This is a genomic window from Enterobacter cloacae complex sp. IR5428, from assembly GCF_049238585.1.
Taxonomy (GTDB): Bacteria; Pseudomonadota; Gammaproteobacteria; order Enterobacterales; family Enterobacteriaceae; genus Enterobacter; species Enterobacter intestinihominis.
On record NZ_JBMKHV010000016.1, the window covers coordinates 70,251 to 93,887 of the forward strand.

The window sequence follows — 23,637 nt, forward strand, 5'->3', positions numbered from 1 at the left end:
GCGATAACGATCGCTTTACCCGTTTCAGCTATATGGATAGTTATGCTAATTACCTGATTAATCATATGTAGGGATGCACAGGTATTTTTTTGTAAATAGTCAGTACAAAAACGGCAATACCCGTTTTGCATGAAAACTCTATCTTGCAAGGCTGACCTGGACTATCCTTGTCAGCGTTGGGCACGCGTGTGCCGGTGTGCGCTTTTTGGGTGAAAGGAGTAATAAAATGGCGACAGGAAAGTCCTGCTCTCGCTGGTTTGCGCCTATTGCGGCGTTGTTGATGGTTGTTAGCCTGAGTGGGTGTTTCGATAAAGAAGGCGATCAGCGCAAAGCGTTTATCGATTTTCTACAGAATACAGTGATGCGTAGCGGCGAGCGTTTACCAACGCTGACTGCGGATCAGAAAAAACAGTTTGGTCCATTCGTGTCGGATTACGCCATTCTGTATGGCTATTCACAGCAGGTAAGCCAGGCGATGGATTCCGGTATTCGCCCGGTAGTGGATAGCGTGAATGCCATCCGCGTTCCACAGGATTATATGACCCAGCGCGAACCGCTGCGCCAGTCAAATGGCGCGCTTGGGGTACTGAGCCAGCAGCTGCAAAATGCCAAAATGCAGGCTGATGCGTCGCGCTCCGCGTTGAAGCAGGACGAGGATCTCAAGCCGGTTTATGACCAGGTGTATGAGAAAGTCGTGACCAAGCCGTCAAACGCCTTGCAACCACTGATCCCGGCGGCGCAAGTCTTTACTCAGCAGCTGGTTCAGGTGGGTGACTTTATTAATGAGCAGGGTACGCAGGTGAGCTTCGTCTCTAACGGTATCCAGTTCCCGACCTCCCAGCAGGCGAGTCAGTACAATACGCTGATAGGGCCGCTGGCGTCCCAGCATCAGGCCTTTAGCCAGGCCTGGAGCGCAGCGGTCGCTGCAACGGAATAAGAAAAACCCCCGCTTCGGCGGGGTTTTTTTATGCATGATGAAAATAACGCTTGTCATTCTTCTACCATATCGGTATAACTATCTTCGTCGGTTTGTTACACAGACCTAAAGCAGTTTAGTAAAGCAGTCCAGATTGTTATCCATAGATACCCTTCGTAGTGACCCTTCCTTCATCGCTTAAAAATCTGTAACGCAATCCATCAAGCCGGAAGGCACAATATATTTGTTAATAAGGTAATTTCTATGTCTGCTAAAATGACTGGTCTGGTAAAATGGTTCAACGCTGATAAAGGTTTCGGCTTCATCACTCCTGACGATGGCTCTAAAGACGTGTTCGTACACTTCTCTGCTATCCAGAACGATGGCTACAAATCTCTGGATGAAGGTCAGAAAGTTTCCTTCACCATCGAAAGCGGCGCTAAAGGCCCAGCAGCTGGTAACGTTGTAAGCCTGTAAGCTTCCAACCCAGTAGCACAAAATTCAAAAACCCGCCTTCTGGCGGGTTTTTTCGTTTCTACTGTTGTATCTGCGGGTTAACGCAGTTCTTATCCACTTTACCGCCGAGCGCGGCAATCAGGTTATCCACGGCGGTCGCCGCCATGTTGTAGCGTGTTTCGTGAGTGGCTGAGCCGATGTGGGGCAGGGCGACGACGTTTGGCATGTTCAGTAGCGGAGAATCCACCGGCAGTGGCTCCTGTTCAAACACGTCCAGACCGGCGGCGTGGATCTCACCGTTTTGCAGTGCCTCAATCAGCGCCTTCTCATCGACCACCGGGCCGCGACCTGCGTTGATGAAAATGGCCGATTTCTTCATCTTTTCAAACGCCGCCCTGCCGATGAGATGACGCGTTTCATCCGTCAGCGGCAGGATCAGGCAGACAAAGTCGGCTTCCTGCAACAACGTATCAAGCTCGCAGTAACGGGCGTTGAAACGTTCTTCAGCTTCAGCGTGATGACGGCGTGCATTATACAGAATGGGCATGTTGAAGCCGAAATGGGCGCGCTGTGCCAGCGCCAGACCGATACGGCCCATCCCAACAATCCCCAGCGTTTTGCCATGTACGTCCACGCCGAACCAGTCCGGGCCAATGCTTTTCGTCCATTCGCCCGCTTTCACGCGCTCAGCCACCTCCACCACGCGACGAGCAGTGCTGAGCACCAGCGCCATCAGCGTGTCGGCGACGGTTTCCGTCAGAGCATGTGGCGTGTGCATCAGCAGGATGTTGCGCGCGTTAAGCGCATCCACGTCGAAATTGTCGTAGCCCACAGAAACGGTTGAGGTTGCACGAAGCTTCGGCATTTTCTCCAGCAGCGCTGCATCCACCTTTTCGCTTGAACCCAGCAGGCCCTCGGCGCAGGCAAACGCGTCGGCGTGCTGTGCCACGGTTTGCGGGCTGAGGTTCTTTACCCGGGTAACGGTAAAGTGTTCCTCCAGGCGTTTTTGCAGATCTTCAGGCAGTGCTTTGTACAAAATGACGGACGGCTTCATGCTAATCTCCGTTGATTTAAAAGGATTCAGGCGTGGCGTGCGCCGACGGGTAGCTGTTGATTATTAGCAGGCTTAACGATCAGAGTAAGCCATACCGAGGCAAAAAGCGCCACCCCCATAAAGATGTAAGAAGCTGAAGGGCTGCCGGTGGCGCCGTTCAGATAGCCCACAAACCACGAGCCAAAGAACGAACCCAGCGCACCCATACTGTTGATCAGCGCCATCGCGCCCCCTGCGACGTTACGCGGCAGCATTTCCGGGATGATGGCAAAGAACGGACCATAGGGGGCATACATGGCCGCACCCGCAATCACCAGCAGCGTATACGAGGCCCAGAAGTGGTTCGCGCCTACGGCCCAGGAACCAATGAAGGCAAAAGCAGCGATCAGCAGGAGTGGCCAGACGAACAGCTTTCGGTTTTGCAGCTTGTCCGATGCCCAGGAGACGATAATCATCGCGATGGTTGCAGCCAGGTAAGGCACTGATGACAGCCAGCCCACTTCCACCATGCCAAGGTTTTCACCGCCGCTGCGGATAATCGACGGCAGCCACAGAACAAAGCCGTACACGCCAATACTCCAGGTAAAATACTGTGCGCATAGCAGAATAACGTTCCGGGAGCGGAAGGCTTCGCCGTAGTTACGCACCGCTTTCAGCCCCTGCTGCTCTTTATCCAGCTGCGCCTGGAGTGCGGCTTTTTCGTCTTCAGAAAGCCATTTTGCCTGGGCTGGCTTATCTTTCACCAGCACCCACCAGCAGAAGGCCCAGATAATCGCGGGAACCCCTTCGATGATGAACATCTCGCGCCAGCCGAAGGACTGGATCAGATAGCCGGAAACCACCGACATCCACAGCACGGTGACCGGGTTACCGAGTATCAGGAACGTATTGGCACGTGAACGCTCAGATTTTGTGAACCAGTTGCTGATGTAAATCAGCATTGCTGGCATGACGGCCGCCTCAACCACGCCGAGAATAAAGCGAATAGCCGCCAGAGCAGGAATGTTATTCACCACGCCAGTCAGCGATGCACATGCACCCCATAAGATCAGGCAGATGAAAATGAGCTTTCGCACGCTGCGGCGTTCAGCGTAAATCGCGCCGGGGATCTGGAAGAAGAAATAACCCAGGAAGAAGAGGGCGCCCAGCAGGGAGGAGACCCCTTTGGTGATCCCGAGGTCTTCGTTGATCCCGGCGGCGGATGCAAAACTGAAGTTGGCACGATCAAGGTACGCCAGGCTGTACGTGATAAACACGATTGGCATGATGTACCACCAGCGTTTTACTGCATTGGTCGAACTGTTCATAGGCTTGCCTCTGTTGTTGAGGTTGTTGCCGCCGTTGTCTGTAGGGTACACGGTGGCTTAATTATCTGGTGCGGATTGCTGCCCTCACCCTGGCCCTCTCCCTGTGGGAGAGAGAATTCAGACTCCGAGCTCTGCTCGTGTTGGTAATCCTTCGCTGTCGCCCTGCACCTGAATCGCCAGCGAACCAATTTTGTTGCCTCGCGCCACGGCCTGCGACAGCGGTTTGCCCTCCAGCAGGGCGCTGATGACCCCGACGGCAAACCCATCGCCCGCACCCACGGTATCGACCACGTTATCGACTTTTACCGCAGCGACGGCGCCTTGCTCGCCGTCGGCAGTTTTGAACCATGCACCGTCAGCACCGGTTTTCAGCACCACGGCTTTTACTCCTTTGTTGAGGTAAAAATCAGCAATGCCTTCCGGCGTGCTCTCGCCAGTGAGGATCATTCCCTCTTTTACCCCCGGCAGTACCCAGTCCGCCTGAAACGCCAGTCGGTTGAGTTTCTCAACCATCTCCGCTTCGCTTTTCCACAGCACCGGACGCAGGTTTGGATCAAAGGAGATCGTTTTGCCCTGCGCTTTCATTGCCGAAGCGGCATGATCGAGTAAATCGTACGAACTGGCCGAGAGCGCCGCCGCCACGCCGCTCAGGTGCAGGTGGCGCGCGGAGGAGAAATACGCGGCGTGATAATCATCCACGGAGAGATGGCTTGCCGCTGAGCCTTTACGGAAATACTCCACAATGGGATCGGTTCCATTTTCAACTTTAGATTTCAGCTGAAAGCCCGTCGGGAAGCGTCCGTCGAGAGTCACGCCTGCGGCATCAATGCCCTCTTTTTTCAGCGAGTCGAGTACGAAATGGCCAAAGCTGTCATTTCCCACGCGGCTTACCCAGCCAACATTCAGCCCCAGCCGCGCAAGGCCGGTAGCAACATTCAGCTCAGCACCTGCAACGCGTTTGATAAAGTGCTCCACTGCGCTCAGCTCGCCTGTTTCGGTGGCGACAAACATCGCCATGGCCTCGCCGATGGTGATGACATCCAGCGTCTTGTGCATGGTCTACTCCTCGCGCAGCAGGTTGACGTAATGGCGGGTGACGGCGGTGAGATCCGTCCCTTCCAGCGGAAATTCGATACCGCGTGGCGCATCGGCAGGGAGTTGATTAAGCAGATCCCGCCAGCGAGAATCGGTCTGATCCGGCGCGACGGCGCGGAATTGCGCCTTATGCGGGACCGCGGCCTTCACATGAATGTAGCTCACGGCGGGAGCCAACTGACGTGCAGCCTCTTCCGGGGAGTCGCCAACCCACAGCCAGTTGCCCATATCGAACGTCAGCGTGACCGGCAGCGCCATTACCCGGCAGGCGGCTTTGAAGCGCTGCATCGGAGCGAGCTGACCGCAGTCGGTCTGGTCGTTTTCCACCACCAGCGTCATGCCGCTTTCATCCAGCAGTACGCGCAGGGCTTCAAGCGGTTGTTTGTCGCTGAAATGGCCCAGCGAGACTTTAAGCCACAGCGCGTTCAGGGTGCTGGCTTCGCTAAGGTAGCGCGGAAGATCCGGGTTGAGGGTTCCATCGGGCATAAACAGGGGGGCCGGGGCGGAGTAGCACGCCAGTAAACCCAGCAGTTCAATGGACTCGCCGAGCGCAGGCAGGGCCATTAACTCGTCGCTGCTGAAGAGCTCGCGGCGGATTTCAACGCCATCAGCCCCTGCGCCGGCAATAACGGGAAGCATCGCCCGTTGACCGCCTGCTTGTCGCACCTGATCCGCGCCATACGCGGCGGTGACCACCATAATTTTCCTGCTCATTTCCTGACTCCAGGGCGTAATCGATAGTATTACGCTAGATGGAACCGGTTCCAAAGAAAAGATCGGGATGCTGAATTTATGATCGCTGTCACGAAGGGGAAATTAACGGGCAGTAGAGCCGCGAACGATCAGCTCGCCAGAAAAAACCTGCTCGCGTACGGCGTCGCGGGTGCCTTCAATGCGGCGAACCACTTGTTCAACCGCGGCATAGCCGATCTGCCAGGTGGGTTGTTTGAGGGTGGTAATGCCTACGCCAGCAAGTTCAGCCCACTCCAGTTCATCAAAGCCGAGTAAGCCGATGTCGCTGCCCCAGTGCAGGCCAATGCGTTTAAGCGAGCGGGCAACCTGAAGCGTCAGCGCCCCGTTCGCGGAGATCACCGCTTTGCGCATACCCCGATGGCGGGTATGGAACTGGCGCAGGGTATTATCCAGCTGATCGGCTTCATGGAGGGAGATTTCGGCATTTTCGGCGATCACACCGGGATAACGCGCCAGCGTGGCACGAAATGCAGCCAGGCGGTCGCGGCGGGTGTTAACCATACCCAGCGGTTCGCTCAGGAACAAAATGGCTTCGAAACCCTGTTCAATCAGATGTTCGGTAGCAGTGGTGGCCGCCTGGGTGTTATCCAGCCCGACCACATCGCAGGCAAATTCCGGGATTTTGCGGTCAATAAGCACCATCGGCAGCGACGATTGTTGCAGGCGATTCAGTCCCTCTTCGCGCATCCCGACGGCATTGACCACGATCCCTTCCACCTGATAGCTGCGCAGCAGATCGAGGTAGTGCAACTCCTGATCAACTTCGTTATTGGTGTTACAGACCAGCGGGGTAAAGCCTTTCTCACGGCACGCCGCCTCAATGCCGCTGAGGACGTTAACGGAGTAAGGGTTGGTGATATCGGCGATGATGAGGCCAATCAGACGGGTACGACCCCGCTTGAGGCCGCGCGCCATCAGGCTGGGACGGTAGTCGAGATCGGCAATGGCCTGTTCAATTCGCGCCAGCAGCGCATCGGAAAGCAGGTGTTTCTCGCCGTTGAGGTAGCGTGAAATGCTGGTTTTACCGGTTTTGGCGGCTTTCGCCACGTCGCTGATGGTGGCCCGGGTTGGTTTGCTCATCGCTGATTTCCCTGAAATTAGTGAGAATACCTTAGCGGGAAAATCTGACGAATCAAGCAATTTGCCGGGTGGCGGTCTGATGCCCTCACCCCAACCCTCTCCCACGGGAGAGGGCGCAAACACTAAAAACGGCAACGGGGTTGCCGTTTTGCTTTTACCTACTGCACAGGGCTCAACGTAATCTCAACGCGGCGGTTCTGCGCTTTGCCTTCCGCCGTGCTGTTGCTGGCGATCGGGTTAGCCGGACCCATGCCGCTGGTGCGGATGCGGTTCGCTTCTACGCCCTGGGTGATCAGCGAGCTGGCCACGGAATCGGCACGCTGCTTCGACAGACGCATGTTCAGATCCTGGCTGCCGGTACTGTCGGTGTAGCCAATCACGTTCACGGCAGTTTTGTTGTACTCTTTCAGCACCGCGGCCACGCCGGTCAGGGTGTTCGCGCCTGCGGGTTTCAGCGTCGCGCTGCTGCTGTCAAAGGTCACGTTGTTTGGCATGTTCAGGATGATGTTGTCACCGCTGCGCGTCACGCTCACGCCTGTACCTTTCATTTTGTCACGGAGTTTTGCTTCCTGCACATCCATGTAATAACCCACGCCGCCGCCCAGGGCTGCGCCTGCCGCTGCGCCAATCAGCGCACCTTTACCGCGATCTTTCTTGGAGGAGGAGAGTGCGCCAACGCCAGCGCCCACCAGGGAACCAATACCCGCGCCAATGCCGGATTTACCCGCTTCGCGTTCGCCGGTGTAAGGGTTGGTTGTGCAGCCTGAAACAGCCAGAGCACCGCTCACCAGAGCGGCAATAACGAGTACGCGTTTTTTCATCTTATTTCCTTAATCCTTTTTATTCTTTGCCACGACGGACGTGGCAGTGGATTATGACGTCCGAATACGGAGAAAATTCAGTGTATAACTCTGAAATTTGTCACAAACGATAAACTGCCTCAATGAAAGGCCGTCATACCTGCACGCAACCAGGAGCGCACGCTTTGAGCACCTCAACAAAAACCATTCTGACCGCCGCCCACTGGGGGCCGATGCTGGTCGAAACCGATGGCGACACCGTGCTGTCGTCTCGCGGGGCTTTGCCTTCGCGCCATCTCAACTCTTTACAGACCGTCGTTCGCGATCAGGTACATAGCAAAACTCGCGTACGCTGGCCGATGGTGCGTAAAGGCTTTCTGGCGTCACCGGATAAACCGCAAGGTATTCGCGGGCAGGATGAGTTCGTGCGCGTGAGCTGGGACGATGCCCTGGCGCTGATCCATACGCAGCATAAACGCATCCGCGACAGCTATGGCCCGTCGTCCATTTTTGCCGGCTCCTATGGCTGGCGCTCAAACGGCGTGCTGCATAAGGCCGCAACCCTGCTGCAACGCTACATGAGCCTGGCTGGAGGATATACCGGCCATCTGGGTGATTACTCGACCGGCGCGGCGCAGGCGATCATGCCGTATGTCGTGGGCGGGAATGAGGTTTATCAGCAGCAGACCAGCTGGCCGCTGGTGCTGGAGCATACAGAGGTGGTGGTGCTGTGGAGCGCCAACCCGCTCAATACCCTTAAAATTGCCTGGAATGCGTCCGACGAGCAGGGCGTTTCCTACTTCGATGCGCTGCGCAAAAGCGGCAAGCGCATCATCTGTATCGATCCGATGCGTTCTGAAACGCTTGATTTCTTCGGCGACAGCGCCGAGTGGATCGCGCCGCATATGGGCACCGACGTGGCGATGATGCTGGGTATCGCCCACACCCTGGTGGAGAAGGGCTGGCACGACACGGAATTTCTGACGCGCTGCACAACGGGGTTCGATAAATTTGCCGACTATCTGACGGGCAAAACCGACGGTATCGCCAAAACCGCAGAGTGGGCTGCGGCGATTTGCGGCGTTGATGCCGCTAAAATCCGCGAACTGGCAGCGTTATTCCATAGCCATGTCACGATGCTCATGTCCGGATGGGGGATGCAGCGCCAGCAGTTTGGCGAGCAGAAGCACTGGATGCTGGTGACGCTCGCCGCGATGCTTGGGCAGATTGGCACACCCGGCGGCGGTTTTGGCCTTTCCTATCACTTTGCCAACGGCGGCAACCCGACGCGTAAAGCGGCGGTGCTGGCGTCCATGCAGGGCTCGGTGCAGGGTGGCGTGGACGCTGTGGATAAAATTCCGGTGGCACGCATTGTTGAAGCTCTGGAGAACCCCGGCGGGTTTTATCAGCACAACGGTCAGGATCGCCATTTCCCGGATATTAAGTTTGTCTGGTGGGCGGGTGGGGCCAACTTCACCCATCACCAGGATACCAACCGCCTGATCCGCGCCTGGCAGAAACCGGAGCTGGTGGTGATCTCGGAGTGCTTCTGGACCGCGTCAGCGAAACATGCCGATATCGTTTTGCCCGCCACGACCTCGTTCGAGCGTAACGATCTCACCATGACGGGGGATTACAGCAACCAGCATATGGTGCCGATGAAGCGCGTCGTGGCTCCCCGGGATGAAGCGCGGGATGATTTTGACGTCTTTGCTGACCTGAGTGAATTATGGGAAGCGGGCGGACGGGAGCGTTTCACCGAGGGCAAAACGGATCTGCAATGGCTGGAAACGTTTTACCAGATTGCCTGCCAGCGCGGGGCTGCGCAGGGCGTGACGCTGCCGCCATTTGCTGAATTCTGGGAGGCGAATCAACTCTTCGAAATGCCGGAAAGCGAGCAGAACGCACGGTTTGTGCGCTTTGCTGACTTCCGTCGCGATCCGGAGAATCACCCGTTAAAAACCGAAAGCGGGAAGATTGTGATCCACAGCGAGCGCATCGCCAGCTTTGGCTACGCGGACTGCCCGCCGCACCCGGCGTGGCTGGAGCCGGACGAATGGCATGGCAATGCGCAGCCGGGGCAGCTTCAGCTGCTGTCTGCCCATCCTGCCCATCGTCTGCACAGCCAGCTCAACTATTCGGCTCTGCGCGAGCAGTATGCGGTGGCGGGTCGTGAGCCGATCGCGCTGAATAGCGACGATGCAAAGGCGCGGGGGATTAACGACGGCGATCTCGTTCGCGTCTGGAACGCACGCGGGCAGGTGCTGGCTGGCGCCGTGGTGAGTGACGGGATCCGCCCAGGCGTGTTCTGCATTCATCAGGGAGCATGGCCGGATCTGGCGCTGGAAGAGGGCGGTATTTGTAAGAACGGCGCCGTAAACGTGCTGACCAAAGATCTCCCCAGCTCGAAGCTGGGGAATGGCTGTGCGGGGAATACGGCGCTGGCATGGGTGGAGAAATATGAGGGGCCGGCGCTTCCCCTTACGGCATTTGATCCGCCTGCCAGCTCATGATCCACGTCGGGTGTTGGGTATCATCCTGCCAGGCGCTGTCTTCGATGCGAAAACCCTGAGCATGATAGAAATTCACCGCCCGCACGTTTTTCTGATACACCTCCAGGGTTAAATACGGGTAGTGCTGCTGAACATAGTTCAGCAGCGCACGCCCGATCCCCCTTCCGATGAACGCCGGGGCGACAAACAACGCCCCCACGAACTGGAACTGCATGACGCTGATAAAACCGCACAGGGTTCCGTTTTCCTCCCAGACCCAGGTCTCGGCGGCGGGAAGGTAATCATCCCGCACTACCGCTTCATTCGCTTGCCAGTAACTTGCGTCGATAAACGGATGCGCCTCGGTGGTGCTCTCCAGCCACAGACTCAAAAGCGGAGCGGTATCCTCACTTTGCCATTTGCGGATCATGGTGGCCCTCCGGGTGGCAGAAGCAGCCCTTAATGTGGTCATTGACCAGCCCGCAGGCCTGCATAAAGGAGTAACAGATGGTGGTGCCCACAAACTTAAAGCCGCGTTTTTTCAGCGCTTTTGACAGGGCATCTGAGGCGGGGGTAGACGTTGGGATCTCTGCAAGCGTGGCGGCCTGCGTCACCTTCGGCTCGTTATCCACAAACGACCAGACAAAAGCTGAGAAGGGTTCGCCGTTTTGCTCCATCGCCAGATAAGCACGCGCGTTACCAATAATGGCCTGTATTTTACCGCGATGGCGGATGATACCGGTATCCAGAACCAGCCTTTCCACGTCTTCGTCGGTCATGGCGGCCACCGCAACCGGATCGAAATGGTGGAAGGCCTTGCGATAGTTCTCACGCTTTTTCAGAACGGTGATCCACGACAGCCCGGCCTGCTGGCCTTCAAGGCAAATCATTTCAAACAGTTTTTTACCGTCGGTTTCCGGCACGCCCCATTCCTTGTCGTGATAATCGATATAAAGCTGATCCTGGCTTACCCAGCCGCAACGTTGCATAGGTCATCTCCCTTCCTGATACGTTAACGCAAAAATTTCAATCTGCCCGGCTTGACGTGTTTGCTAAAGAGACAATAGTTAATACAGGGCTATACGCCCTAATACCTCTTCGAACAATGACATATATCGCCGAACTCGGCTCTTTCTGGAGTCGCTTTGATGATGTTAAAAAAAATCAGTGGTCGCCATGCTGCTTCTGGCCTGGTGGGTGTCTCAGCCTGCCTGCTTATATGTAACACCGCTTTTGCGTGGCAACAGGAATATATCGTTTCAGATGCACAAAGTAATACGACGGAACGCTATACATGGGACGCCGATCACCAACCTCGTTATGAAGATATTCTCGCGGAGCGTATCAACCATTCGCAGAATGCTGCGGGCTTTGCCCTGAACGACCCATCCGGTTCAGATGCGGAAACCGTTCTGAGCGTTGGCTGGAATTTTCCCGTGACGGGACATTTTACCACCGGCCCCGTCATGGCGTGGCGCACTGATGGCGCTCCCCCTGCAACGGTGAATGCATTTGGTGAGGTAACTACCACGCAGCCGCTTACCGATCCCCTCTGGCATGCCAGCGTGAACTCGTTGGGGTGGCGCGTTGATACGCAGTATGGTGATTTACATCCCTGGGCGAAGATCAGCTACAACCAGCAGTCGGAGGAAGAATATTTGTACACCCTGGGCTTAAGCGCCAAATTTTAGGGTTGTTACTTTTTTAAACGCTGCGGTAACATATTTAATACAATAACGGCGCGGGCTGTGGTGATAGTGGTCACTCACCTTTAAGCGTTTTCTTTTCCGGCAAGGTCATTCATTCCCGCTTCCAGGCATTTCATTCCGTATCTCCTGCATTTCATGCCGTTTTACCCCTGGCGTTTTGGGGTTTTGTTTATCGTGTCCTCAGCGAACTTCCTTAATTTCTCTTGCAGGACACTGCCATGAACACATCAACTTATAACCGCACGCGTTGGCTGACGCTTTTCGGCACCATCGTTACCCAGTTCGCACTGGGCTCGGTCTATACCTGGAGCCTGTTTAACAGCGCCCTGTCCGATAAGCTCGGCGCACCGATAAGCCAGGTGGCATTCTCCTTCGGCTTGCTGAGCCTTGGATTAGCGATTTCCTCTTCCGTGGCGGGCAAACTTCAGGAGCGCTTCGGCGTGAAGCGCGTAACCATGGCCTCCGGGATCCTGCTGGGCGTGGGCTTCTTCCTGACGGCACATTCAAACAACCTGATGATGCTGTGGCTAAGCGCCGGGGTGCTGGTGGGTCTGGCGGACGGCGCAGGTTATCTGCTGACGCTGTCTAACTGCGTGAAGTGGTTCCCGGAGCGTAAAGGGCTTATCTCCGCGTTTGCCATTGGTTCATATGGCCTGGGCAGCCTGGGGTTCAAATTCATTGACTCCCATCTGCTGGCCTCGGTTGGGCTTGAGAAAACCTTTATGATCTGGGGCGTGATTGTGCTGGTAATGATCCTCTTCGGCGCCACGCTGATGAAAGATGCGCCGCAGCAGGAAGTGAAAACCGTTAACGGCGTGGTGGAGAACGATTTCACCCTCGCTCAGTCCATGCGTAAGCCGCAGTACTGGATGCTGGCGGTGATGTTCCTGACGGCCTGCATGAGCGGTCTGTATGTCATCGGTGTGGCGAAAGATATCGCGCAGGGGATGGTAAAACTGGACGCGGCGACGGCGGCAAACGCGGTAACGGTCATCTCCATCGCTAACCTCTCGGGTCGTCTGGTACTGGGTATCCTGTCTGACAAAATCGCCCGTATCCGTGTGATTACGCTGGGGCAGGTCATCTCCCTGGTGGGTATGGCAGCACTGCTGTTCGCTCCGCTGAACGAGGCGACATTCTTTGCAGCAATTGCCTGCGTAGCCTTTAACTTTGGCGGCACTATTACCGTCTTCCCGTCACTGGTGAGCGAGTTCTTCGGCCTGAACAACCTGGCGAAAAACTACGGCGTCATTTATCTCGGCTTCGGTATCGGCAGTATTTGCGGTTCACTGATTGCCTCGCTGTTTGGCGGCTTCTACGTGACCTTCTGCGTGATATTCGCTTTGCTGATTATTTCGCTGGCGCTGTCCACCACGATCCGTCAGCCGCAGCGCGAACTGTATAAAGAAGCGCATGTATGATGCGATGAAAAGAGGCCGCAGGGCCTCTTTTATTTATTTCTAAATCGCTTCCGGACTTGCTATTTTGTAAAAATCTTCATCGATTCACATTCTCTGCTGCCACTTTTCTTCCCTGCTGTGGTCTACTTATCGCGCTTGTAGACGTTTCTGATAACGGTTTCTCTCGCATCTACTTACTCTGTCAGCTTTCTCACTGAGATTCGGCGGGTTTTTATACCCCTTCCCCCAGGGTTGTTTGCATGAAATATATTAGGTCTCTTACCCAGCAAAGATTGTGTCTGATGCTGGCTGTCTATATCGGTTTGTTTCTGAATGGCGCGGTGCTGTTCAGACGAGTGGAAGGTTATTTCGAACACCTCACTGTAAGAAATGGAATTTTTGCCGCGATTGAAGTGTTTGGCTCAATTCTGGCGACCTTCTTCCTGTTACGCCTGCTCTCTCTCTTTGGCCGTCGTACATGGCAAATTCTGGCCTCGCTGGTGGTGATTATCTCCGCCGCCGCAAGCTATTACATGACATTCATGAACGTGGTCATTGGCTACGGTATTGTGGCCTCGGTGATGACCACGGACATCGACCTCTCGAAAGAGGTGGTGGGCCAAGGGTTCATCCTGTGGACGATTCTGACCTGCCTGATCCCGCTCTTCTTTATCTGGAGTAACACCTGTCGCTACACCCTGTTACGCCAGTTGCGTACCCGGGGACAGCGCATCCGCAACGTCGCCGTCGTTCTTCTGGCGGGTCTGCTGGTATGGGCGCCTATTCGCCTGATGGAAAAGCAGCAAAAACGGATCGAAAAAGCGACAGGCGTGGATATGCCAAGCTACGGCGGCGTGGTGGCTAACTCGTACCTGCCGTCTAACTGGCTGTCGGCGTTAGGTCTTTACGCCTGGGCTCAGGCGGACGAATCCAGCGATGTGAAATCGCTGATTAACCCGACCAAAAAGTTCACCTACCAGGCTCCGGCTGACGGGCTGGATGATACTTACGTGGTCTTCGTTATCGGCGAAACGACGCGCTGGGATCATATGGGTATTCTCGGTTATGACCGCGATACCACCCCGAAACTGGCGCAGGAAAAGAATCTGGTGGCATACCGCGGCTACTCCTGCGATACCGCCACGAAGCTCTCGTTGCGCTGTATGTTTGTTCGCGAGGGCGGTGCGAGTGATAACCCTCAGCGCACTCTCAAAGAGCAAAACGTATTTGCTGTTCTGAAGCAGCTTGGATTTAGCTCCGATCTGTTCGCCATGCAAAGTGAGATGTGGTTCTACACCAACACCATGGCGGATAACATCGCCTACCGCGAGCAGATTGGCGCCGAGCCGCGTAACCGCGGAAAGAACGTTGATGACATGCTGCTGCTCTCTGAGATGGAACAGTCGCTGAAAAACCATCCGCAGGGTAAGCACCTTATTGTTCTGCATACCAAAGGGTCACACTACAGCTACTATCAGCGTTACACGCGCGATTTCGCCAAATGGACGCCTGAGTGCGTCGGCATTAACAAGAACTGTAGCAAGCAGGAGTTGATCAATGCCTATGATAACTCGATTCTGTATGTGGATACCTTCCTCAGCCGGGTGATTGACCAGCTTCGCGATAAGAAAGCGATTGTGATCTACGCGGCCGACCACGGCGAGTCCATCAACGAGAAAGAGCATTTACACGGTACGCCGCGTAAGCTGGCGCCACCAGAGCAGTTCCGCGTGCCGATGATCATGTGGATGTCGGACAAGTATCTGGAAAACCCGGACAAAGCCAAAATGTTTGCCCACCTGAAACAGCAGGCAGAGATTAAGGTACCGCGCCGTCACGTTGAGCTGTACGACACTATTATGGGCTGTCTCGGCTATACCTCACCGAACGGTGGGATTAACGAAAACAACAACTGGTGTAAACTCCCTGATAACACCACAAAAGCCGCGCAGTAGCTGGTCTGGCGAGAATATCGCCAGTTGAATGGCTTTTTGAAAATAAGGGATTGACGAGGGCGCACCTCAGCAGTAAGATGCGCTCCGCATTCGGCGAGTAGCGCAGCTTGGTAGCGCAACTGGTTTGGGACCAGTGGGTCGGAGGTTCGAATCCTCTCTCGCCGACCACATTCTAAAAAGGGCTAACCGCAAGGTTAGCCCTTTTTGCATTAACGCGTTACCCCGCACGAGTCCTCAAAATACCCCTTAGCCCTGCTTCCCCCTGCCTGCTTGCGGTTTTGTGACATAATCCATTGTATTTTTTTATATATAGTTTGATCTTTTTTCGCGTTGCTTATGGATAACCTCAGCATTTTTCGCTGTGCGTTTTAACGTTCGCGGTATTTAGTGCTCAGATAATCACCATTCTGTAAGAAAATTTACCCATTCTGAATAAAACTTAATCACTGAGTGTTGCGAAATATGAAGATAATTGTGCTGCATCATGGCGAGTAGCATAAATTTCTCTGCTGAAAACTCACGGTCAGGGTTTTTTTAATCTTTGTTTGCGGTTTCTCACACTCCACGTAAATCCCCGCCACCTGTATTGACGTTTTCACATTCTGTTGACAGATTGTAGGGCACGAGGGGCATTTCAGGGAGGATCTGCGCTGCAACTCAAACGCTCTTCTGAAAGGATTCTCTATCCCTTTTAACGCCCTCGGGCATCACCGACCGGACCGGGTAAAAAATAAATAAAGGTCAGGCGGCGTAACACAACAAAGCAAAACATCACATTGGAGCACAATAATGAGTATTTCCTTGAAGAAGTCAGGGATGCTGAAGCTTGGTCTGAGCCTGGTGGCCATGACCGTCGCAGCAAGCGTACAGGCAAAAACCCTGGTTTACTGTTCTGAAGGCTCTCCGGAAGGCTTTAACCCACAGCTCTTTACCTCTGGTACGACTTACGACGCAAGCTCTGTACCGATCTATAACCGTCTGGTTGAATTTAAAACCGGTACCACGGAAGTGATTCCTGGCCTGGCTGAAAAGTGGGATATCAGCGAAGACGGTAAAACCTATACCTTCCACCTGCGTCAGGGCGTGAAGTGGCAGGACAGCAAAGAATTCAAACCTACGCGCGACTTTAACGCCGATGACGTAGTGTTCTCCTTCGACCGTCAAAAAAATGCCCAGAACCCGTACCATAAAGTGTCTGGCGGCAGCTATGAATACTTCGAAGGGATGGGTCTGCCAGACCTGATTGCTGAAGTGAAAAAAGTGGACGATAAAACCGTTCAGTTCGTGCTGACGCGTCCGGAAGCGCCATTCCTCGCTGACCTGGCGATGGACTTCGCCTCTATTCTCTCTAAAGAGTACGCGGACAACATGCTGAAAGCCGGCACGCCGGAAAAAGTGGACCTGAACCCAATCGGTACCGGCCCGTTCCAGCTGCTTCAGTACCAGAAAGATTCCCGTATTCTGTATAAAGCCTTCCCGGGCTACTGGGGCACCAAGCCGCAGATCGACCGTCTGGTCTTCTCCATCACGCCTGACGCATCCGTGCGTTACGCAAAATTGCAGAAAAACGAATGTCAGGTGATGCCGTATCCAAACCCGGCTGACATCGCGCGCATGAAGCAGGACAAAAATATCAACCTGATGGAGCAGGCGGGCCTGAACGTGGGTTATCTCTCCTTCAACACCGAGAAGAAACCGTTCGATGACGTGAAAGTGCGTCAGGCGCTGACCTACGCGGTGAACAAAGAAGCGATCATCAAAGCCGTTTACCAGGGCGCTGGCGTTGCGGCCAAGAACCTGATCCCACCAACCATGTGGGGCTATAACGACGACATTAAGGACTACACCTACGATCCTGAGAAAGCGAAAGCGCTGCTGAAAGAAGCGGGCCAGGATAAAGGTTTCACCGTTGAGCTGTGGGCGATGCCGGTACAGCGTCCTTACAACCCGAACGCACGTCGTATGGCGGAAATGGTTCAGGCTGACTGGGCGAAGATTGGCGTACAGGCCAAAATTGTGACCTACGAGTGGGGCGAGTACCTGAAACGCGCCAAAGCGGGCGAACACCAGGCGGTCATGATGGGCTGGACCGGCGACAACGGGGATCCGGACAACTTCTTCGCGACCCTGTTCAGCTGTGCGGCAGCGAAAGACGGTTCCAACTACTCTCGCTGGTGCTACAAGCCGTTTGAAGACCTGATCCAGCCGGCGCGTGCGACCGATGATCACAACAAACGTATCGAACTGTACAAGCAAGCTCAGGTTGTCATGCACGATCAGGCTCCGGCGTTGATTGTTGCTCACTCCACCGTGTACGAGCCAGTGCGTAAAGAAGTGAAGGGCTACGTGGTCGATCCACTGGGCAAACACCACTTCGAAAACGTGTCTGTTGAATAATAAGTAGGGTGTTCTCCCTCTCCCTGTGGGAGAGGGCAGGGGTGAGGGGCGTGCATGCATCCCCTCACCCTAACCCTCTCCCGAAGGGAGAGGGAATTTACATTTGTGAGCAATACAGACGTCACGCTACTGAGCGTGCGTCATCAGAGAGAATCCGGGTTATGTTGCAGTTCATCCTCCGACGTCTGGGACTGGTTATCCCGACGTTTATCGGTATCACCCTTCTCACTTTTGCCTTCGTCCATATGATCCCGGGTGATCCGGTGATGATTATGGCGGGCGAGCGTGGTATCTCCCCTGAACGTCATGCGCAACTGCTGGCTGAACTCGGCCTTGATAAGCCGATGTGGCAGCAGTACCTCCACTACATCTGGGGCGTATTACACGGCGATTTAGGGATTTCACTGAAAAGCCGTCTTCCGGTGTGGGACGAGTTCGTGCCGCGTTTCCAGGCGACGCTGGAACTCGGCATCTGCGCCATGATCTTCGCGACCGCGGTGGGGATTCCCGTCGGCGTGCTGGCTGCCGTTAAGCGTGGCTCTATTTTCGACCACACCGCCGTTGGCCTGGCACTGACCGGCTACTCCATGCCTATCTTCTGGTGGGGCATGATGCTGATCATGCTGGTCTCGGTGCAGTGGAACCTGACGCCGGTCTCCGGACGTGTCAGCGATATGGTTTTCCTTGACGACACCAACCCGTTAACCGGCTTTATGCTGATTGATACGGCGATCTGGGGCGAAGAGGGCAACTTCATTGATGCGGTTGCGCACATGATCCTGCCTGCAATGGTGCTTGGCACCATCCCACTTGCGGTGATCGTGCGTATGACTCGTTCCTCCATGCTGGAAGTGCTGGGCGAAGATTATATTCGTACTGCCCGCGCTAAAGGTCTGACCCGTATGCGCGTCATCATCATTCATGCCCTGCGTAACGCCATGCTGCCGGTGGTGACCGTTATCGGTTTGCAGGTCGGTACGCTGCTGGCCGGGGCGATCCTGACCGAAACCATCTTCTCCTGGCCAGGCCTTGGACGCTGGTTGATTGATGCGCTGCAACGCCGTGACTATCCGGTTGTGCAGGGCGGTGTATTGCTGGTCGCGACGATGATTATCCTCGTCAACCTGCTGGTCGATTTGCTGTACGGCGTGGTGAACCCGCGTATTCGTCATAAGAAGTAAGGGGCCATCATGTCACAAGTTACTCAAAATAAAGCGGTTACCGCACCGGTGCCAATGACGCCGATGCAGGAATTCTGGCACTACTTCAAGCGCAACAAAGGAGCGGTCGTCGGGCTGGTATATGTTTCCATCATGATCCTGATTGCGGTGTTTGCGAACTTCCTTGCGCCGTATAACCCCGCGGACCAGTTCCGTGATGCGCTGCTCGCGCCACCGGCCTGGCAGGAAGGTGGTAGCCTGACGCACCTGCTCGGTACTGATGACGTTGGCCGCGATGTGCTGTCTCGTCTGATGTACGGCGCGCGCCTCTCTCTGCTGGTTGGCTGTCTCGTGGTGGTGTTGTCGCTGATCATGGGCGTTGTGCTTGGTCTGGTGGCGGGCTACTTCGGCGGCATCGTTGATAACGTCATCATGCGTATCGTCGATATCATGCTGGCATTGCCAAGCCTTCTGCTGGCCCTGGTGCTGGTCGCGGTCTTTGGTCCTTCGATAGGCAATGCCGCGCTCGCGCTAACGTTCGTTGCGCTTCCTCACTATGTCCGATTAACCCGTGCGGCCGTGCTGGTCGAGGTGAACCGCGATTATGTAACGGCATCTCGAGTGGCGGGTGCGGGGGCGATGCGCCAGATGTTCGTCAATATTCTTCCTAACTGCCTTGCACCGCTGATTGTTCAGGCGTCGCTCGGTTTTTCTAACGCCATTCTTGATATGGCCGCTCTTGGCTTCCTTGGCATGGGTGCGCAGCCGCCAACACCGGAATGGGGCACCATGCTCTCCGACGTGTTGCAGTTCGCGCAAAGCGCCTGGTGGGTCGTCACCTTCCCGGGTCTGGCGATTCTGCTGACGGTGCTGGCATTCAACCTGATGGGTGATGGTCTGCGTGATGCACTTGATCCCAAACTGAAGCAGTAAGAGGCACGAGATGGCGTTATTAAATGTAGATAAATTATCGGTGCACTTCGGCGATGAAGGCACACCGTTTCGTGCTGTGGACCGCATCAGCTATAGCGTAAATCAGGGCGAAGTGGTTGGTATCGTTGGGGAGTCCGGTTCCGGTAAGTCAGTGAGTTCACTGGCAATCATGGGGCTGATTGACTATCCCGGCCGCGTAATGGCGGAAAGCCTGGAGTTCAATGGTCAGGATCTGCAGCGCATTTCCGAAAAACAGCGCCGCCAGCTGGTGGGAGCGGAAGTGGCGATGATCTTCCAGGACCCGATGACCAGTCTGAACCCGTGTTACACCGTGGGTTTCCAGATTATGGAAGCCATTAAGGTGCACCAGGGCGGTAACAAGCAAACCCGTCGCCAGCGCGCTATTGACCTGCTAACGCAGGTGGGTATACCCGATCCGGCATCGCGTCTGGACGTTTATCCGCACCAGTTGTCCGGTGGGATGAGTCAGCGTGTAATGATCGCGATGGCCATTGCCTGTCGACCAAAACTGCTGATTGCCGATGAACCGACAACCGCGCTGGACGTGACCATTCAGGCGCAAATTATTGAGCTACTGCTGGAGTTGCAGCAGAAAGAGAATATGGCGCTGGTGCTGATTACGCACGATCTGGCGCTGGTGGCTGAAGCGGCACACAAAATCATTGTGATGTATGCAGGCCAGGTGGTGGAGACCGGGAGTTCACACGATATCTTCCGGGCCCCGCGTCATCCCTATACGCAGGCGCTGCTGCGCGCGCTGCCGGAGTTCGCGCAGGATAAAGCGCGTCTGGCCTCGCTGCCGGGGGTGGTACCGGGTAAATATGACCGTCCTCAGGGCTGTCTGCTTAACCCGCGCTGCCCGTATGCGACGGATAAATGCCGCGTCGACGAGCCGGAGCTGAACCTGTTAGCTGACGGACGTCAGTCGAAATGCCACTACCCACTCGATGATGCCGGGAGGCCAACACTATGAGTACGCAACAAATGCTGTTGCAGGCCATCGACCTGAAAAAACATTACCCGGTGAAGAAGGGCCTCTTTGCTTCTGAGCGCCTGGTAAAAGCGCTGGATGGTGTCTCCTTTACTCTCGAACGCGGAAAAACGCTGGCGGTGGTAGGGGAATCTGGCTGTGGGAAGTCCACGCTGGGCCGTCTGTTAACGATGATTGAAGTTCCGACTGGCGGCGAGCTTTACTATCAGGGCCAGGATCTGCTCAAGCACGATCCGCAGGCGCAGAAACTGCGACGTCAGAAAATCCAGATTGTGTTCCAGAATCCGTATGGTTCGCTGAACCCGCGAAAAAAAGTGGGGCAGATTCTGGAAGAGCCGCTGCTGATCAACAGCAACCTGAGCAAAGAGCAGCGTCGTGAAAAAGCGCTGGCGATGATGGCGAAGGTGGGCCTGAAAACCGAGCATTACGATCGCTATCCGCATATGTTCTCTGGCGGTCAACGTCAGCGTATCGCCATCGCCCGTGGTCTGATGCTCGACCCGGACGTGGTGATTGCCGATGAACCGGTTTCGGCGCTCGACGTATCCGTGCGTGCGCAGGTGCTGAACCTGATGATGGATTTACAGCAGGATCTTGGGCTGTCGTACGTTTTCATCTCCCATGACCTGTCTGTGGTTGAGCACATTGCCGATGAGGTGATGGTGATGTATCTGGGACGCTGCGTAGAGAAGGGGACGAAAGATCAGATCTTTAATAACCCGCGTCATCCATATACTCAGGCACTACTGTCTGCGACGCCGCGACTGAACCCGGATGACCGTCGTGAGCGCATTAAGCTGACCGGCGAGTTACCAAGCCCGCTTAACCCGCCGCCGGGATGTGCGTTCAACGCCCGCTGCCGTCGCCGCTTCGGTCCGTGTACGCAGTTGCAGCCACAACTGAAAGATTATGGCGGACAGCTGGTGGCCTGCTTCGCGGTCGATCAGGATGAAAACGGCGAAAAGCCGCATGCATAAAGGAAAAAACCGGCGATAAGCCGGTTTTTTTACGTCTGAGATCTACTTCCGTAAACGAATCTGGTCAACGGCGTGTTTCTCACTCTTGGTGAGGATCAGGCTTGCACGTTCGCGCGTCGGCAGGATGTTCTCTTTGAGGTTGACGTAGTTGATCTCATTCCACAGCCCGGTCGCCACGTTGATAGCCTCTTCTTCAGAGAGCTGAGCGTAGTTGTGGAAGTAAGAATCCGGGTCGGTGAACGCCCCTTCACGGAACTTCAGGAAGCGGTTGATATACCAGCGTTGCAACAGATCTTCAGGCGCATCCACATAAATTGAGAAATCGACGAAGTCAGAGACAAACACGTGATGCGGATCGTGAGGGTAATCCATCCCGCTTTGCAGTACGTTTAAGCCCTCCAGAATCAGGATGTCGGGCTGCACCACCGTTTTGTCACCATCCGGGATGCGGTCGTAGATCAGATGCGAGTAGACCGGTGCGGTAACGTTCGGCACGCCCGATTTTAAATCAGAGACAAACTTTACCAGGCGGTGCATATCATAAGAGAGCGGGAAGCCCTTCTTCTTCATCAGGCCGCGTTCTTTCAACACCTCATTGGGATGCAGGAAGCCGTCGGTGGTGATCAGCTCCACGCTGCGGTGTTCCGGCCAGCGGCTCAGCAGCGCCTGTAGCACGCGCGCGGTGGTACTTTTACCCACTGCCACGCTGCCCGCAATACTGATGATATAAGGAATACGTTGACCGTTCGTGCCGAGGAACTGTTCCAGTACGGCCTGACGACGCAAGTTGGAGCTGATATAAAAGTTAAGCAAGCGAGAGAGGGGGAGATAGATTTCTGCCACCTCTTCCAGGGAGAGATCTTCGTTTATCCCTTTTAGCCGTGCGATTTCACCTTCCGTCAGTGTCATAGGGACGGAGTCACGCAGGGCTGCCCACTGGCTACGGTTAAACTGAAGATAGGGCGTCATTAACGTTTGCTCTTTTTTGCTCATAAGCATGCTTCTGTGAACCATCACGAAACGGCGGGTGCGGGCTCATCACATAGTTAATTTTGGACAATGGGCAGGAGGTTAACACCAGATGAGAGGAATAATAAGAAAAAATATGGGAAAGCGATGCTTAACCGGGCAGGCATCACCCGGGGCTATAGCGTGCCGAAATCAGGCGTTCATGTTGGATTTTTAATCACGAGCGGATGAATTTACAGCGGTTAGCCCTGGTTTCGAATAAAATGTGAGCGAAAGAACGTTTTATGCAATTTTTTAGTTGCATGACTGCGCAGGTCTCCATAGAATGCGCGCTACTTGATGCCGACTTAGCTCAGTAGGTAGAGCAACTGACTTGTAATCAGTAGGTCACCAGTTCGATTCCGGTAGTCGGCACCATCAAGTCCGGTGGGGTTCCCGAGCGGCCAAAGGGAGCAGACTGTAAATCTGCCGTCACAGACTTCGAAGGTTCGAATCCTTCCCCCACCACCACTTTCTGGCAGCGTCAACGCCGCCGGAGCTGGTTGGAAAAATTGACCAGCTCGAACAGAAAAGAGAGAAATCTCTTTTTTTGTTACAGAAAGAACTGGGTAGCCGAGTTTCAGGATGCGGGCATCGTATAATGGCTATTACCTCAGCCTTCCAAGCTGATGATGCGGGTTCGATTCCCGCTGCCCGCTCCAATACGTGCTGATATGGCTCAGTTGGTAGAGCGCACCCTTGGTAAGGGTGAGGTCCCCAGTTCGACTCTGGGTATCAGCACCACTTCACTTCTCCCTCCCTTTCTCTCTGTTTCAATGTAAATGTATTCAACAGTTCAGGCATTTTCGCCTGGTTGATGTGGTGATATCACCGATTTATCCGTGTCTTAGAGGGACAATCGATGTCTAAAGAAAAGTTTGAACGTACAAAACCGCACGTTAACGTCGGTACTATCGGCCACGTTGACCATGGTAAAACAACGCTGACCGCTGCAATCACTACCGTACTGGCTAAAACCTACGGCGGTGCTGCTCGTGCTTTCGATCAGATCGATAACGCACCAGAAGAAAAAGCTCGTGGTATCACCATCAACACCTCTCACGTTGAGTATGACACCCCGACTCGCCACTACGCACACGTAGACTGCCCAGGCCACGCCGACTATGTTAAAA

The 23,637-nt window shown here is 54.9% G+C and carries 21 protein-coding genes and 5 tRNA genes; 17 read left to right on the plus strand and 9 right to left on the minus strand.

Features of this window, described 5'->3' with window-relative positions; genetic code table 11:
• Nucleotides 1-226: 226 nt before the first annotated feature.
• Nucleotides 227-937 (plus strand): DUF3053 domain-containing protein, encoded by a 711-nt coding sequence (locus tag ACOTXC_RS19565; protein ID WP_023299059.1) that lies wholly within the window; start codon nt 227-229, stop codon nt 935-937.
• Nucleotides 938-1,180: 243 nt separating this feature from the next.
• On the plus strand, nt 1,181-1,393 hold the full coding sequence (cspE, locus tag ACOTXC_RS19570; RefSeq protein WP_003860775.1) for a transcription antiterminator/RNA stability regulator CspE: 213 nt from the start codon (nt 1,181-1,183) through the stop codon (nt 1,391-1,393).
• A 58-nt stretch (nt 1,394-1,451) separates the two neighbouring features.
• Here the strand turns inward: cspE and ghrB are convergent, their stop codons facing one another.
• The 6 genes from ghrB to ACOTXC_RS19600 all read right to left on the minus strand — a co-directional run bounded on the left by ghrB (nt 1,452) and on the right by ACOTXC_RS19600 (nt 7,482).
• A complete protein-coding gene (gene ghrB / locus ACOTXC_RS19575; protein WP_022646684.1) occupies nt 1,452-2,426 on the minus strand; it encodes a glyoxylate/hydroxypyruvate reductase GhrB in 975 nt (324 codons plus the stop codon).
• Between the two features lie 26 nt (nt 2,427-2,452).
• Nucleotides 2,453-3,733 (minus strand): MFS transporter, encoded by a 1,281-nt coding sequence (locus ACOTXC_RS19580; protein ID WP_001089079.1) that lies wholly within the window; start codon nt 3,731-3,733, stop codon nt 2,453-2,455.
• Nucleotides 3,734-3,850: 117 nt separating this feature from the next.
• The gene (locus ACOTXC_RS19585; RefSeq protein WP_063850214.1) at nt 3,851-4,789 is read right to left on the minus strand and encodes a sugar kinase; all 939 of its coding nucleotides are present in this window, start codon (nt 4,787-4,789) and stop codon (nt 3,851-3,853) included.
• A gap of 3 nt (nt 4,790-4,792) precedes the next feature.
• Nucleotides 4,793-5,542: a sugar phosphate isomerase/epimerase family protein gene (locus ACOTXC_RS19590; RefSeq protein WP_023305240.1), complete on the minus strand. Its 750-nt coding sequence runs from the start codon at nt 5,540-5,542 to the stop codon at nt 4,793-4,795.
• Between the two features lie 102 nt (nt 5,543-5,644).
• Entirely contained in the window at nt 5,645-6,661 is a 1,017-nt protein-coding gene (locus ACOTXC_RS19595) for a LacI family DNA-binding transcriptional regulator (protein WP_063146908.1), read from the minus strand.
• Nucleotides 6,662-6,819: 158 nt separating this feature from the next.
• The gene (locus ACOTXC_RS19600) at nt 6,820-7,482 is read right to left on the minus strand and encodes an OmpA family lipoprotein (RefSeq protein ID WP_063152728.1); all 663 of its coding nucleotides are present in this window, start codon (nt 7,480-7,482) and stop codon (nt 6,820-6,822) included.
• Nucleotides 7,483-7,604: 122 nt separating this feature from the next.
• Here ACOTXC_RS19600 and ACOTXC_RS19605 point away from each other — a divergent pair, with 122 nt between their 5' ends.
• Nucleotides 7,605-9,974, plus strand: coding sequence for a molybdopterin guanine dinucleotide-containing S/N-oxide reductase (locus ACOTXC_RS19605; RefSeq protein WP_180251107.1), 2,370 nt, complete (start codon nt 7,605-7,607; stop codon nt 9,972-9,974).
• On the opposite strand, the gene ACOTXC_RS19610 is transcribed toward ACOTXC_RS19605, so the two are convergent.
• Together ACOTXC_RS19610 and tag are read right to left on the minus strand one after the other, a co-directional pair.
• Nucleotides 9,943-10,383 carry an N-acetyltransferase gene (locus ACOTXC_RS19610; RefSeq protein ID WP_022646690.1) on the minus strand — a complete coding sequence of 147 codons (441 nt, stop codon included), beginning with the start codon at nt 10,381-10,383 and terminating at the stop codon, nt 9,943-9,945. The two genes, ACOTXC_RS19605 and ACOTXC_RS19610, sit on opposite strands and share 32 nt — an antisense overlap.
• Nucleotides 10,361-10,942 (minus strand): DNA-3-methyladenine glycosylase I, encoded by a 582-nt coding sequence (tag, locus tag ACOTXC_RS19615; protein ID WP_022646691.1) that lies wholly within the window; start codon nt 10,940-10,942, stop codon nt 10,361-10,363. The genes ACOTXC_RS19610 and tag overlap by 23 nt, the downstream gene beginning before the upstream one ends.
• Nucleotides 10,943-11,101: 159 nt before the next feature.
• Here tag and ACOTXC_RS19620 point away from each other — a divergent pair, with 159 nt between their 5' ends.
• The 9 genes from ACOTXC_RS19620 to dppF all read left to right on the plus strand — a co-directional run bounded on the left by ACOTXC_RS19620 (nt 11,102) and on the right by dppF (nt 21,496).
• Complete coding sequence (locus tag ACOTXC_RS19620) at nt 11,102-11,644, plus strand: lipase (protein ID WP_126490046.1); 543 nt, start codon at nt 11,102-11,104, stop codon at nt 11,642-11,644.
• A gap of 236 nt (nt 11,645-11,880) precedes the next feature.
• Nucleotides 11,881-13,083, plus strand: a complete 1,203-nt coding sequence (locus ACOTXC_RS19625) for an L-lactate MFS transporter (protein WP_023299065.1) — start codon at nt 11,881-11,883, stop codon at nt 13,081-13,083.
• Between the two features lie 239 nt (nt 13,084-13,322).
• The gene (gene eptB / locus ACOTXC_RS19630) at nt 13,323-15,017 is read left to right on the plus strand and encodes a kdo(2)-lipid A phosphoethanolamine 7''-transferase (RefSeq protein WP_022646694.1); all 1,695 of its coding nucleotides are present in this window, start codon (nt 13,323-13,325) and stop codon (nt 15,015-15,017) included.
• A 91-nt stretch (nt 15,018-15,108) separates the two neighbouring features.
• Nucleotides 15,109-15,185: transfer RNA gene (locus ACOTXC_RS19635), tRNA-Pro, on the plus strand.
• 621 nt (nt 15,186-15,806) lie between these two features.
• Complete coding sequence (gene dppA, locus ACOTXC_RS19640; RefSeq protein ID WP_022646695.1) at nt 15,807-17,414, plus strand: dipeptide ABC transporter periplasmic-binding protein DppA; 1,608 nt, start codon at nt 15,807-15,809, stop codon at nt 17,412-17,414.
• 161 nt (nt 17,415-17,575) lie between these two features.
• The gene (dppB, locus tag ACOTXC_RS19645) at nt 17,576-18,595 is read left to right on the plus strand and encodes a dipeptide ABC transporter permease DppB (protein ID WP_022646696.1); all 1,020 of its coding nucleotides are present in this window, start codon (nt 17,576-17,578) and stop codon (nt 18,593-18,595) included.
• A gap of 9 nt (nt 18,596-18,604) precedes the next feature.
• Nucleotides 18,605-19,507, plus strand: coding sequence for a dipeptide ABC transporter permease DppC (gene dppC, locus ACOTXC_RS19650; protein ID WP_022646697.1), 903 nt, complete (start codon nt 18,605-18,607; stop codon nt 19,505-19,507).
• 10 nt (nt 19,508-19,517) lie between these two features.
• Nucleotides 19,518-20,501: a dipeptide ABC transporter ATP-binding protein gene (dppD, locus tag ACOTXC_RS19655; protein ID WP_010426220.1), complete on the plus strand. Its 984-nt coding sequence runs from the start codon at nt 19,518-19,520 to the stop codon at nt 20,499-20,501.
• Nucleotides 20,498-21,496 carry a dipeptide ABC transporter ATP-binding subunit DppF gene (gene dppF / locus ACOTXC_RS19660; RefSeq protein WP_417930207.1) on the plus strand — a complete coding sequence of 333 codons (999 nt, stop codon included), beginning with the start codon at nt 20,498-20,500 and terminating at the stop codon, nt 21,494-21,496. The genes dppD and dppF overlap by 4 nt, the downstream gene beginning before the upstream one ends.
• A 42-nt stretch (nt 21,497-21,538) precedes the next feature.
• On the opposite strand, the gene coaA is transcribed toward dppF, so the two are convergent.
• Nucleotides 21,539-22,489: a type I pantothenate kinase gene (gene coaA / locus ACOTXC_RS19665; protein WP_032622068.1), complete on the minus strand. Its 951-nt coding sequence runs from the start codon at nt 22,487-22,489 to the stop codon at nt 21,539-21,541.
• A gap of 317 nt (nt 22,490-22,806) precedes the next feature.
• Here coaA and ACOTXC_RS19670 point away from each other — a divergent pair.
• From ACOTXC_RS19670 to ACOTXC_RS19690, 5 genes are all read left to right on the plus strand, one after another.
• A tRNA-Thr gene (locus tag ACOTXC_RS19670) sits at nt 22,807-22,882 on the plus strand.
• An 8-nt stretch (nt 22,883-22,890) separates the two neighbouring features.
• Nucleotides 22,891-22,975: transfer RNA gene (locus ACOTXC_RS19675), tRNA-Tyr, on the plus strand.
• Between the two features lie 116 nt (nt 22,976-23,091).
• Nucleotides 23,092-23,166, plus strand: a tRNA-Gly gene (locus ACOTXC_RS19680).
• A 6-nt stretch (nt 23,167-23,172) separates the two neighbouring features.
• A tRNA-Thr gene (locus ACOTXC_RS19685) sits at nt 23,173-23,248 on the plus strand.
• Nucleotides 23,249-23,366: 118 nt separating this feature from the next.
• A partial coding sequence (locus tag ACOTXC_RS19690; RefSeq protein WP_000031677.1) for a GTP-binding protein occupies nt 23,367-23,637 on the plus strand: 271 nt, incomplete at its 3' end.